Annotated in this window: 11 protein-coding genes; 6 read left to right on the forward strand and 5 right to left on the reverse strand. The window is 65.1% G+C overall.

What is annotated here, in order from left to right:
* The 6 genes from RT028_RS17340 to RT028_RS17365 all read left to right on the forward strand — a co-directional run.
* A partial coding sequence (locus RT028_RS17340) for a DUF3426 domain-containing protein (RefSeq protein ID WP_312936340.1) occupies positions 1-951 on the forward strand: 951 nt, incomplete at its 5' end.
* 356 nt (positions 952-1,307) lie between these two features.
* The gene (gene dusB, locus RT028_RS17345; RefSeq protein WP_312936349.1) at positions 1,308-2,324 is read left to right on the forward strand and encodes a tRNA dihydrouridine synthase DusB; all 1,017 of its coding nucleotides are present in this window, start codon (positions 1,308-1,310) and stop codon (positions 2,322-2,324) included.
* Complete coding sequence (fis, locus tag RT028_RS17350; RefSeq protein ID WP_029614158.1) at positions 2,321-2,641, forward strand: DNA-binding transcriptional regulator Fis; 321 nt, start codon at positions 2,321-2,323, stop codon at positions 2,639-2,641. Before dusB ends, fis begins: the two co-directional genes overlap by 4 nt.
* A 79-nt stretch (positions 2,642-2,720) precedes the next feature.
* A complete protein-coding gene (gene purH / locus RT028_RS17355; RefSeq protein ID WP_312936341.1) occupies positions 2,721-4,328 on the forward strand; it encodes a bifunctional phosphoribosylaminoimidazolecarboxamide formyltransferase/IMP cyclohydrolase in 1,608 nt (535 codons plus the stop codon).
* A gap of 182 nt (positions 4,329-4,510) precedes the next feature.
* A complete protein-coding gene (purD, locus tag RT028_RS17360; protein WP_312936342.1) occupies positions 4,511-5,806 on the forward strand; it encodes a phosphoribosylamine--glycine ligase in 1,296 nt (431 codons plus the stop codon).
* Positions 5,807-5,942: 136 nt separating this feature from the next.
* On the forward strand, positions 5,943-8,705 hold the full coding sequence (locus RT028_RS17365) for a response regulator (protein ID WP_312936343.1): 2,763 nt from the start codon (positions 5,943-5,945) through the stop codon (positions 8,703-8,705).
* A 28-nt stretch (positions 8,706-8,733) separates the two neighbouring features.
* Here the strand turns inward: RT028_RS17365 and RT028_RS17370 are convergent, their stop codons facing one another.
* The 5 genes from RT028_RS17370 to RT028_RS17390 all read right to left on the reverse strand — a co-directional run.
* A complete protein-coding gene (locus tag RT028_RS17370) occupies positions 8,734-9,375 on the reverse strand; it encodes a hypothetical protein (RefSeq protein WP_312936344.1) in 642 nt (213 codons plus the stop codon).
* 64 nt (positions 9,376-9,439) lie between these two features.
* Complete coding sequence (locus RT028_RS17375) at positions 9,440-10,141, reverse strand: hypothetical protein (protein WP_312936345.1); 702 nt, start codon at positions 10,139-10,141, stop codon at positions 9,440-9,442.
* Positions 10,142-10,234: 93 nt separating this feature from the next.
* The gene (cobJ, locus tag RT028_RS17380; RefSeq protein WP_312936346.1) at positions 10,235-11,938 is read right to left on the reverse strand and encodes a precorrin-3B C(17)-methyltransferase; all 1,704 of its coding nucleotides are present in this window, start codon (positions 11,936-11,938) and stop codon (positions 10,235-10,237) included.
* Positions 11,926-12,657, reverse strand: coding sequence for a precorrin-2 C(20)-methyltransferase (locus RT028_RS17385; protein ID WP_312936347.1), 732 nt, complete (start codon positions 12,655-12,657; stop codon positions 11,926-11,928). Before RT028_RS17385 ends, cobJ begins: the two co-directional genes overlap by 13 nt.
* The coding region (locus tag RT028_RS17390; protein ID WP_312936348.1) for a precorrin-8X methylmutase at positions 12,657-13,179 on the reverse strand (523 nt) is incomplete at its 5' end. The genes RT028_RS17385 and RT028_RS17390, both read right to left, overlap by 1 nt.

Genomic DNA, 13,179 nt, shown 5'->3' on the forward strand with positions numbered 1-13,179 from the left:
CTGCACGCCCGGCGCGACGATCACAGCATGGACGAGGGCACGCACGAGCCCTTCGGCACCGCTGACCGCGGCCCTGTCGAGGAACCCCCCGTGCCGTTCGCGCCAGTGCCGACACTGGTCGAGCCCGCACAGGTCGAGACGCAGGATGAAGACCTGCGCAGCGAACCGACGCTGCGCTTCGACCCTGATGCGGAGGACGACGCGCCGGTCCATGAGCCGCGCCTGGGCCAGGCCCTGCACGAGGATGACGCGCCCGCCCTCGGCAGCCTCAGCGCCCTGGACGATGCGCCCTTGCGCGAGCGCCTGTCGGCGCAGGATGACGACGACTCGCTGCACGACACCGACGTGCAACCCGACGAACGCCTGGAACCCAGCCTCGGCCCACGCACTACCCGCGCAGCACGCAAGGAGCCGCTGATCGATGTGGTCGACGATCCGCTGCAGCTGGGTTGGGAACGCCCGGCCCCACGCTGGGGGCGGCGCCTGCTGTGGGCGCTGGCCTGCCTTCTGGCCCTGGGTGTGCTGGGTTTCCAGTATGTGGCCTATCACTTCGACGAAATGGCCCGGCAAGACCGCTACCGGCCGCTGTTCCAGCAGCTCTGCCCGATGCTGGGCTGCACGGTGCCGACCCGCGTCGACATCCAGCGCATCAAGAGCAGCAACCTGGTGGTGCGCAGCCACCCGGACTTCAAGGGCGCGCTGATCGTCGACGCGATCATCTACAACCGCGCCCCGTTCAGCCAACCGTTCCCACAGCTGGAACTGCGTTTTGCCGACCTCAACGGCCAATTGATCGCCAGCCGCCGCTTCAAGCCCAGCGAGTACCTGTCGGGCGAACTGGCCGGGCGCGGCGACATGCCCAGCCAGACACCGATCCACATCGCCCTGGACATCCTCGACCCGGGGCCCAAGGCCGTGAACTACAGCCTGAGCTTCCGCTCGCCGGATTGAGCGGCCAGTCGGTGAGCCAAGCCGAGCCAGGCCGAGCGGATCACTGCCTGGCCAGGCGCAAGGCCGGTGCTGCCGGGTACCTGACGGGCGTCAGGGCACGCGGCAGGCGCTCAGCGACCAGCGGCAGGTAGAAACGCTGCAGCGTCCGTCTTGAGGCGTGTGGTGGACGGCCTGCGGCACGCGGCCGGGCCAGATCCGCACGCAAGCCCCGCTCGGCCCCCTTGCCTGAGCGCGTGAAGCCTGCGGAAAACTGCTCAGATTTTATCCAACTCTATCTTTATCCAGTCACCGAGAGCGGGTATCATGCCCACCCTTTTTCGAACTCCAATGATTCGGCCCCACAACAGGGAACACCTATGTCGGCGGTACGCATCGGCCCATACACACTGCAGAACAACCTGATCCTTGCGCCGATGGCCGGGGTCACCGACCAGCCTTTCCGTACGCTTTGCCAACGCCTGGGCGCGGGCATGGTGGTGTCGGAGATGGTCACCAGCGACTTGAGCCTGTGGAACAGCCGCAAGTCGCGTCTGCGCCGTATCCATGAAGGTGATCCCGAGCCGCGCTCGGTACAGATCGCCGGTGGCGACGCGCAGATGCTGGCCGCGGCGGCCCGGGCCAACGTCGAGGCCGGCGCGCAGATCATCGACATCAACATGGGTTGCCCGGCGAAAAAAGTCTGCAACAAGGCGGCAGGCTCTGCTTTATTGAGAGATGAAGCGCTGGTCGAGGACATCCTTCACGCGGTCGTCAACGCCGTGGATGTCCCGGTCACGCTGAAGATTCGCACCGGATGGGACCGGGCGAACAAGAACGGCTTGAACGTGGCGAAGATCGCGGAACAGGCCGGCATTCAGGCCCTTGCCGTGCATGGCCGTACCCGGGCCGACCTGTACACGGGCGAAGCCGAGTACGACACCATCGCGGCGATCTGCCAGGCGGTGTCGATTCCGGTGTTCGCCAATGGCGATATCACCTCGCCCGAGAAAGCGCGTGAAGTGCTGCTGGCCACTGGCGCCAGCGGCCTGCTGATCGGCCGCGCCGCCCAAGGGCGACCGTGGATCTTTCGCGAGATCGCGCATTACCTGGACACCGGCGAGCACCTGCCGGCCCCAGCGCTGGACGAAGTTGAACGCACCCTGCTGGAGCACCTGAGCGCCCTGCACGCCTTTTATGGCGAGGTCATGGGCGTGCGTATCGCCCGCAAACACGTGGGCTGGTATCTGGCGACACGACCCGGCGGCAAGGAATTTCGCGCCCGGTTCAACGCGCTGCAAGACACGCAGGCACAGCACGACGACATTGCCGCGTACTTTCAGCAGACGTGTCGAGAGCACCTTGAGACAGAGGACGGACAAGGGGTGGCCGCATGACGATGATGACCGAGACATTAGTGAGTGGAACAACGCCCGTGAGCGATAACGCCAACCTGAAACAGCACCTGAATACGCCGAGCGAAGAAGGCCAGACCCTTCGCGACAGCGTCGAGAAGGCGCTGCACAACTACTTCGCCCACCTCGAAGGCGCCACCGTCACGGATGTGTACAACCTGGTGCTCTCGGAGGTCGAGGCACCGTTGCTGGAAAGCGTGATGAACCACGTCAAGGGCAACCAGACCAAGGCCAGTGAAATGCTCGGGCTCAACCGTGGCACGCTGCGCAAGAAGCTCAAGCAGTACGACCTGCTCTAATTTCCGAACCCCAATCTGAAAAGGCGCTCCCGACCAGGAACGCCTTTTTTGCTGACTCCACCGCGTTATGGAATCCGAAATGACCGACCAGACTACCCGCCTGCCGATTCGCCGCGCCCTGATCAGTGTCTCCGACAAGACCGGGATCCTCGAATTTGCCCGTGAGCTGCAGCAGCTCGGGGTCGAGATCCTGTCCACCGGCGGCACCTACAAGCTGCTCAAGGACAACGGCGTCAACGCGGTGGAAGTGGCCGACTACACCGGCTTCGCTGAAATGATGGACGGCCGGGTCAAGACCCTGCACCCGAAAATTCACGGCGGTATTCTCGGCCGCCGCGGCACCGACGATGCCATCATGGCCGAGCACGGCATCCAGCCGATCGACCTGGTCGCGGTCAACCTCTACCCCTTCGAAGCCACCATCGCCAAGCCAGGCTGCGACCTGCCGACCGCCATCGAGAACATCGACATCGGCGGCCCGACCATGGTCCGTTCGGCGGCGAAAAACCACAAAGACGTGGCCATCGTGGTCAACGCCGGTGACTATGCCAGCGTCCTCGAAGGCCTCAAGGCCGGTGGCCTGACCTACGCCCAGCGTTTCGACCTGATGCTCAAGGCCTTCGAGCACACCGCTGCCTACGACGGCATGATCGCCAACTACCTGGGCACCATCGATCAATCCCGTGACACCCTCGGCACCGAAGACCGCAGCGAATTCCCGCGCACCTTCAACAGCCAGTTCGTCAAAGCGCAAGAAATGCGCTACGGCGAGAACCCGCACCAGAGCGCGGCGTTCTACGTCGAAGCGAAAAAAGGCGAGGCGAGCATCTCCACCGCCGTCCAGTTGCAAGGCAAGGAACTGTCGTTCAACAACGTGGCCGACACCGACGCCGCGCTGGAATGCGTCAAGAGCTTCGTCAAGCCGGCCTGCGTGATCGTCAAGCACGCCAACCCGTGCGGTGTGGCCGTGGTACCGGAAGAAGACGGCGGCATTCGTCAGGCCTACGAGCTGGCCTATGCCACCGACAGCGAATCGGCCTTCGGCGGCATCATCGCCTTCAACCGCGAGCTGGATGGCGAAACCGCCAAGGCGATAGTCGAGCGTCAGTTCGTCGAAGTGATCATCGCCCCGTCGATCTCCCAGGCTGCCCGTGACGTGGTGGCTGCCAAGCAGAACGTGCGCCTGCTCGAGTGCGGCCAGTGGGCCGCCGAGCGTCCGTTGGGCTGGGACTTCAAGCGCGTCAACGGTGGCCTGCTGGTGCAGAGCCGCGACACCGGCATGATCACCGCCGATGACCTGAAAGTGGTCACCCAGCGTGCACCGAGCGAGCAGGAAATCCATGACCTGGTGTTCGCCTGGAAAGTGGCCAAGTTCGTCAAGTCCAACGCCATCGTCTACGCGAAGAACCGCCAGACCATCGGCGTCGGCGCCGGGCAGATGAGCCGGGTGAACTCGGCGCGCATCGCCGCGATCAAGGCTGAGCACGCTGGCTTGCCGGTCGAGGGGTCGGTAATGGCTTCGGACGCGTTCTTCCCGTTCCGCGACGGCATCGACAATGCGGCCAAGGTGGGGATTCGTGCGGTGATTCAGCCGGGCGGTTCGATGCGCGATGCCGAAGTGATTGCGGCTGCCGACGAAGCCGGCATTGCCATGGTCTTCACCAACATGCGCCACTTCCGCCATTGATTTCCGCCGGCCGGCCGCACTGAGGCAGGCATCTGCTGCGTTGGAACCGGGTCCGCTGATGCTCATTGCCATGAGGCAACTCCGCTCATCGAACCCGGTTCCGCCTTGCATCTACCTGCCTCATTGCGACCTTTTACAGCGTGAGGCCCATGCCCACGCAGGACCGAACTCGAGGTTTTGACATGAACGTTTTGATCATTGGTAGCGGTGGGCGTGAGCACGCCCTGGCGTGGAAAGTGGCGCAGGATCCGCGCGTCGAGAAAGTCTTCGTGGCGCCGGGCAACGCCGGTACGGCGACTGAGGCCAAGTGCGAGAACGTGGCCATCGACGTGACCGCCATTGAGCAACTGGCCGACTTTGCCGAGCAGCATGTGCAACTGACAATCGTCGGCCCGGAAGCGCCGCTGGTACTCGGCGTGGTCGATCTGTTCCGCAGCCGCAACCTGGAATGCTTCGGGCCTACCAAAGGCGCTGCCCAGCTGGAAGGCTCGAAAGCGTTCGCCAAGGACTTCCTCGCCCGCCACCGCATTCCGACGGCCGAATACCAGAACTTCACCGAGGTCGAGCCGGCCCTGGCCTACCTGCAGGAAAAAGGCGCGCCGATCGTGATCAAGGCCGACGGCCTGGCCGCGGGCAAAGGCGTGATCGTCGCCATGACCCTGCAGGAAGCCGAAGAAGCGGTGCGCGACATGCTCGCCGGCAACGCCTTTGGGGATGCCGGTTCGCGGGTGGTCATCGAAGAGTTCCTCGACGGCGAGGAAGCCAGCTTCATCGTCATGGTCGACGGCCACAACGTGCTGCCCATGGCTACCAGCCAGGACCACAAGCGCGTCGGCAACCAGGACACCGGGCCGAACACCGGGGGCATGGGCGCCTACTCGCCTGCGCCAGTGGTCACCGCCGAGGTCCACCAGCGCGTGATGGACCAGGTGATCTGGCCCACCGTGCGTGGCATGGCCGAGGAAGGCAACGTCTACACCGGCTTCCTCTACGCCGGGCTGATGATCGACAAGGCCGGCAACCCCAAGGTCATCGAATTCAACTGCCGCTTCGGCGACCCGGAAACCCAGCCGATCATGCTGCGCCTGGAATCGAGCCTGGTACTGCTGGTGGAAGCTGCCTTTGCCAAGGCGCTGGACAAGGTCGAGGCGCAGTGGAATCCGCAGCCGAGCCTGGGTGTGGTGCTGGCAGCGGGTGGGTATCCGGGCGACTACGCCAAGGGCCAGGCCATCAGCGGCCTGAGCGCGGCGGCCAAGCTCGACGGCAAGGTGTTCCATGCCGGTACGGCGCTCAAGGACGGTCAGGTGGTTGCCAATGGGGGTCGCGTGCTGTGCGCTACCGCGCTGGGCAAGACCGTGGCAGACGCACAGGAACACGCCTATCGTCTGGCCGCGCTGGTGAGCTGGGAGGAAAGCTTCTACCGTACCGACATCGGCTACCGCGCCATCGCTCGCGAGCGTGGCGAGCACCACGACTGAGCCTGTGCAGCGACTGCGCGCAGCGCTCGGGCTGCGCGGGGTTCGCCTGCCGCCAGGTCCACTGCTGGCCTTGCCGTGCAGCGGGTGTGCCACGCGCAGTGGCTAATCGGCATTAACGTTGGGAAGGGATTTCGTCTTGCGTCGGCTTCGGATTGCCATTGTCCTGTTCGTCAGCCTGCTGACCTCGCTCTGCCTGCCTGCGGCTTCGGCCAATGAAAGCGCTGGCTGGTCGATGCTGCTCGATGAACAGGCCAATCTGCAGCTGAGCGACGTGCGCTCGGCGCGCTACCTGACCCAGTTCGCTCCGCAACCCCTCGAACAGCTGGATGCGGCCGCCCCCGATCAAGCGCTGTGGCTGTATTACCGGCTGGAGCCCGGCGAGCAGCAGCGGGTGTTGCGGCTGTTCGCCCCGGACCTTTCCCGTCTCGATCTGTACGCCCTCAATGGCGGCAAGCTGGTGCACCAGTGGCACTATGGCACGCAAACCGAGGGCAACAGCCCAATGGTGCGCGGCAGTGACCATGTCTTGCCGTTGCCGACCAGCGACCGGCCACTGGACGTCTATCTGCGCCTGGTCTCGGACCATCAGTTGCGCCCTGCGATCAGCCTGGAATCGGCTGCCGAGGCGGCCACCGATCAGCGTTTGCCCTTGCTGTTCGGCCTGTTGATCGGCGCCATGCTGATGCTGATCCTGCACAACCTGGTGCGTTTCGCCAAAGCCCGTTCCATCACCGCGCTGACGCTCGGGCTCTACCACGCCCTGATGCTGCTCAGTGCCCTGATTCTGCTCAACCTCTGCGGGCCATGGTGGCCGCTGTGGCACGGCGCGCAGACCCCGGCAGCCTATTTGACGCTGGTCCTGGCTGGCATGACCGGGCTGTATTTCACCCAGCATTACTTCGCCGCCTGCGGCACCCCGCGCCTGGTCCGGCTGATCCAGGCGGAAATCATCATCAATGGGGTCAGCGGGCTGCTGTTGCTGTTCGTCGACACCCTGCCACTGAACCTGGTCACCTATGCCCTGCTGGCCGTGAGCAGCAGCACCATGCTGCTGGTGGGTGCGTGCCACTGGCACCGTGGCTATGGCCCGGCCCGGCCGTTCACCCTGGCCATGCTGATCTTCACGGTGGGTGGCCTGGTGGTACTGCCGGCACTGCTCGGCCTGACCCGCACACCCACGCCCTGGCTGCTGAGCCTGTTGCTGGGCCTTGCCGTGCTCAGTGGCGTGCTGCTGAACTTCGCCGTCAGCGAGCGGCTGCGGCGGATCAGCGACGAGAACGTGCGGGCCAGCCGCGCCCTGGCCGCCAGCGATGCCGAGATCAACGCCAAGGCCGAGTTCCTGGCCAAGATCAGCCATGAGATCCGTACGCCCATGAATGGCGTGCTGGGCATGACCGAGCTGCTGCTGGGCACCCCGTTGTCGGTCAAGCAGCGCGACTATGTTCAGACCATCCACAGCGCCGGCAATGAGCTGCTCACCCTGATCAACGAAATTCTCGACATCTCCAAGCTCGAATCGCGCCAGATCGAACTCGACGACGTGCAGTTCGACCTGGCCGCCTTGATCGAAGACTGCCTGAATATCTTCCGCGCCAAGGCCGAGCAGCAGAACATCGAGCTGATCAGCTTCGTGCATCCGCAGGTGCCCCAGGTGATCAGCGGTGACCCGACGCGGCTGCGCCAGGCCCTTTCGAGCCTGCTGGAAAATGCCTTGAGAAACACCGTGCAGGGCGAGGTGTTGCTGGTTGCGGCGCTCGATCAGCGCGGGGAGCGCCCACGGTTGCGCATCACGGTGCAGGACAGCGGCGAACCCATGGCCCCTGCCGAGCGCGAAGCACTGCTGCAGGCTGAGCTGCACAGCCATCAGTTCCTGTCGAGCAACAAGCTCGGTGGACACCTGGGGCTGGTCATCGCCAAGCAACTGATCGGCCTGATGCAGGGCGAGTTCGGGATCAAGACCAGTACCGGGCTCGGCAACAATCTATGGCTGACCTTACCCCTGGACCCCGCCCGCCTGGAACAACCGGCCACCGACCTCGATGGCCCCTTGCGTGAGGCGCGAGTGCTGGTAGTGGACGACAACGACACCTGCCGCAAGGTGCTGGTGCAGCAATGCACCGCCTGGGGCATGAACGTCAGTGCGGTGCCGTCGGGCAAGGAGGCGCTGGCCCTGCTGCGCACCAAGGCGCACCTGCGCGACTATTTCGACGTGGTTCTGCTCGACCAGAACATGCCCGGCATGACGGGCATGCAACTGGCCACGAAGATCAAGGAAGACCCGAGCCTCAATCACGACATCCTCGTCGTGATGCTGACCGGCATCAGCAATGCCCCGAGCAAGATCATCGCGCGCAACGCCGGCATCAAACGCATCCTGGCCAAACCGGTGGCCGGCTATACCCTCAAGACCACGCTGGCCGAAGAACTGGCCCAGCGCGGTCGTGATTCGTCTGGGTACATCAGCACCTCAAGCAGCAGCGCGCCAGTGGCGCTGCCCAGTGACTTCCGCATCCTGGTCGCTGAAGACAACAGCATCTCCACCAAGGTGATCCGCGGCATGCTCGGCAAGCTCAACCTCGAGCCAGACACCGCCAGTAACGGTGATGAGGCGTTGCAGGCCATGAAGGCGCAGCACTACGACCTGGTGCTGATGGACTGTGAAATGCCGGTACTCGATGGGTTCTCGGCCACCGAACAACTGCGGGCCTGGGAAACCGCCAACCAGCGCACACGCACGCCGGTGGTGGCATTGACGGCGCACATCCTCAGCGAACACAAGGAGCGTGCGCGGGTGGCAGGGATGGATGGGCACATGGCCAAGCCGGTGGAGCTGTCGCAACTGCGTGAGCTGATCCAGCACTGGGCCGGGCAGCGCGCGGTGCCGGCCGAGGGCAACTGAACACGCGCCTCGGCAAGCATCGGCCCGTTCAACCGCGCTGGGCGGCCTTGAGCTGGAACTCGCGGATTTGCCGGTACTGCAAGGTGCCCAACGCTGTCACCACCTTGGCCCGGAACGTCTGCTCGAATAACCGGGTATTGAATCGCACCAGTTCCGCCTTGACGTTGATCTTCTGCCGCTCACGGAACAGAAAGCCCGCCGTGACCTGCTCCGCAGTCAGCGCCTCTTGATACACCACCATGTCGATCCGATTGCCCTTGGCCGGGCCACAGGGCAACAAGCGAAAACTGCCGCGCTCGCGCACCAGGTCCTCGAACTGCAACAATGCTGGCGGCGTATCGCGCAGCCCGGCGTAGGCCAGGCGCATCAGCTCGACATGACGCTCCCCCGCTGCCACGCCAATGGCCTCCAGCGCCTGATCCTTCAACGTGACGCGCTTTGGATCAGGCCAGTGGGCCTCCTCGGGCGGTACGGCATCCCACCCGTAATATTTCAGCTTGTTGCGATAGTAGGCCAGCCAATCCGAGATCAGACCGGCTCTGAACGCTTGATCCGTCTCGTGTTCGGCCATCAACAGCGCCAGCATGACCGTCTCGCGAGTGGCCTGGGGAATGCCGGTCAGGAACGACACGACACTGCTGCCGACCACGGCAGCGCCTGGAGTATCCATGTGCACCTCCGTCGCAGCACCCGAGGCGCTGCGCGAAATCGATGAAGGGAAGAGGGAGCGGAGCTCATGCTTTGGGCAGCTTGATGCTGAGCACGCTTTTCACGGCGTGATCGCCCAGCTCACTGGCGATGTAGTCGCGGGCGCTGGCATGCACGCTCGAGTTCAACGTCAGCACGGCCGTACCCTTGAAGTACTCGTGCCCTTTCAGCTGGACATTGAGGCCCAGCACATCGACGTTGTTATCGGGCGCCTTGGCATCCACAGCGCTGATCAGCATGTACAACGTACCGTCTACCTCGACGCAGCCAGCAATGCCCGTCATTCCTTTGAGCGAGTTCCGGTTCTTGGCCAGGAAGGCATCGACGTCCTTGGTCATCACGCTCAGGCCCTGGAACGCTTGCGCGGCGAGGGCACCGAGCGCATCACCAATCGGCCCGCCCAGGGCGGCTCGGCCCACGGCGCCGAACAGGCGCAGCGCCACCGCACCCACCGTGAGGGTGGTCGAAGACGAGGTTTCCTTTTCGAAATTGCGCTGCACCACGTTCCAGCCCGCGCTACCCATGATCTCGATCACCCGGTAGAACCATTGCTCGCGTTGATCTTTGCGGCTGTATTCGCCAGCCGCAGCCAAGCTCGCGAACTGGAAGCTGTTCTGCGCGTCCTGGCGGTTCTGCGCGGTCATGCCGGCACGGAAGGTGGTAACGACGGTGTCGATCAGCGCGGCTGAATCGGAAGCGGACGTTGCGGTTTTGGCGATGTCTTGCATGGCTGATGGCCTCAGAGTGAGCCCCCGACGTGGGAGCAGGCTCACTCTAGAGAGACCTTGGCAGCAGTGGCGGCTCGAAAGATTTCCCTGGTTTCAAGCGTGCCCGGGGTACCAGCGCGGTGTGTAGACCCACTGACGACCATCAGCCCGGTCGAACGTGCACGTTGTGGACGAGCCCACCAGGACCATGGTGCGCATGTCGACCATCTCGGGCTGCAGCTCACCCAGGCTCACCACCTTCAGGGTCGCGCCTGGTCGGCCTACGTCACGCCCCAGCACCACTGGCGTCTGCGCACTGCGGTGCCGACGCACCACCTCCAGGGCCCGGCCCAGCTGGTGCGGGCGCGACCTGGAAATGGGGTTGTAGAACGCCAGCACCAGGTCTGCCTGGGCAGCGAGGTCCAGGCGGGTTTCGATGATCGACCACGGCTTGAGATTGTCCGACAGGGACATCACGCAGAAGTCATGCCCCAACGGCGCCCCTGCCCAGGCGGCCGTGGCCAGGGAGGCCGACACACCGGGCAGGATTTCCAGCTCGACGCGGTGCCAGGTCGGCTCGGTGGCTTCATGCAAGGCTTCCAGGACCGCAGCGGCCATGGCGAACACACCCGGATCACCCGATGACACCACCACCACCGAACGCCCTTCGGCGGCCAGCTCGAACGCATGCCGCGCACGTTGCAGCTCTTCGCGGTTGTCAGTGCAATGCAGGCGTTGCTCCTCGCGGAACGGGCCGGCCATGCGCACGTAGGTTTCATAACCGAGCACGTCATGGGCGTTGGCCAGGGCGGTTTTCACGGCCGGCACCATCAGGTCAGCCGCGCCCGGCCCCAGGCCGATCACCGACAACCGGCCACGGCGCTGGCCAATCTGCTCGACCGACAGCGGCGCTGGTGCTATCGCGACCACCAGCGTGCCGTGCCGCTGACGCGCAGCCTCAGGCAGGGCGCCGGCCACCATCGCGTCAACACCCTGCGGCGCAGGCGCAAAGCGCAACGGCACGTTCAGCGACTTCGCAGCGTCCTGCACGGCGGCCTCTGCCATCGCCTCTTCAGCCACCAGCAAGCAGGCCAGGGCCGGTTCGGCGACACCGGCCGCCTGCAGCGCCTGGCGCACCTGGGTAGCCAGATCGGCGCTGCCAGCCGGTACTGCCACCAGCACGCAGCGGCTGTGCACGAGCAGCTCATCACGGTGGGCCGCACGCGCCTGCCAGCCCACATGCAGGGTGCGTCGGCCTTGGTCGCTGCACGGCAATTGCTGACGGTCGAGCCAGGGTGCCGTGCCTTCGATACGCAGGTGCTCACCGGCCAGAAGATCGGAAACGAAGCGTTTGCCTTGCTCCAGGTCCGCCAGCACGTAGCCGTGCGGCGGGTTGAGCAGGCAGGTGCCGAAGCGCAGTTCACCGCTGGTGGTGATCGCCGCACTCACCTGCAAGTGCGCCGCCAGTTCCCGGGCGATGCGATTGACCCCACTGAGCCCGCCCAGCAGTGGCACCACGGCACTGCCGTCTTCGGCCAGGGCCAGCACCGGTGGCTCGGCCTCTTTCTCGCCCAGCACGCTGGCCAGGCTGCGGATCACGATGCCGGCGGCGCACAGGGCCAGGATCGGCGTTTCCTGCGCATACAAGCCGCGCAGGTGCTCGCCGAAGGCGTCGTAGAGTACGTCGACCTCTTCCACGCGACCGCGCAAGCCATGGATCAGCGCCTGCGGGTAACAGGCCTGCACCCGCCGCGCGGTCGCCAGGCTGCCGGGGCCAAGCACGACGATGGCCGGCGCCTTGAGGTTCAACCCTGCCATTTTTCCCCCGGCACGATGATCAGCGAGAAATACGGCGAAGACTGCGGATCGACTTCGGCCAGCGGCACGATGCGCTGGTTGGCCATGGTCGCGCGCTCGACGTACAGCGCACGCCTGTCCAGGCTCAGCTCGACCAGCACCTCACGGACCTTGGGCAGGTTGCGCCCCAGCTTCATGATCACCGCCGCATCGGCATCGGCCAGACGCCGCTTGAGCGCGTCGGCCGGCAGCACGCCGGACAGCACCGACAGGCTCTGGTTGCGATACACCAGTGGCGCGCCCAGCACCGAGGCGCCGCCGAGCATCGAGCACACGCCTGGAATCACCTGCGCCTCGTAGCGCTCGGCGAGACGGTCATGCAGGTACATGTACGAGCCATAGAAGAACGGATCACCTTCGCAGATCACCGCCACATCGCGCCCGGCGTCCAGATGCTCGGCCACGTGCACGCTGGCCTGGTCGTAGAAATCGCTGATGATCTGCTCGTACGACAGCGGCGCCGGCAACGCTTCGGTGGTCACCGGGTAAACCAGCGGCAGCAGGGTCTGCTCGGCCTGCAGGTGCCCCTCGATGATGCCAAAGGCATTGCCGCGCTTGCCCTTGGCGACGAAGTACGCCACCACCGGTGCCTCACGCAGCAGACGCAGGGCCTTGACGGTAATCAGCTCTGGATCACCCGGCCCGACACCCAGACCCAGCAAGCGTCCACGCGGCTGCATCACTCCACCTCCGTGGCCAGCGCGTTGACGGCCGCCGCGGCCATGGCGCTGCCGCCCAGGCGGCCTTGCATGATCACGAACGGCACGCCGCGGCTGTCGGCCGCGAGCATGGCCTTGGATTCGGCGGCACCGACGAAGCCGACCGGGAAACCGAGAATCAGTGCAGGTTTCGGCGCGCCGGCATCGATCATTTCCAGCAGGTAGAACAGCGCGGTCGGCGCGTTGCCGATCACCACCACGGCGCCTTCCAGGTGCTCGCGCCAGAACTCCAGTGCCAGCGCCGAGCGAGTGTTGCCGGCGGCCTTGGCCATGTCTGGCACACGCGGGTCGCGCAGGGTGCAGATCACGGCATTGTTCGCCGGAAGCCGGGCACGGGTGATGCCTTCGGCCACCATGTGCGCGTCGCAGAGGATCGGCGCGCCGGCCAGCAGCGCCTCGCGCCCGGCACGCCCGGCGCCTTCGGAGAACTGCAGGCCGTCGATGGCCTCGACCATGCCGCAGGCATGAATCACGCGCACGGCC

It is taken from the genome of Pseudomonas sp., assembly GCF_032058845.1.
Taxonomy (GTDB): domain Bacteria; phylum Pseudomonadota; class Gammaproteobacteria; order Pseudomonadales; family Pseudomonadaceae; genus Aquipseudomonas.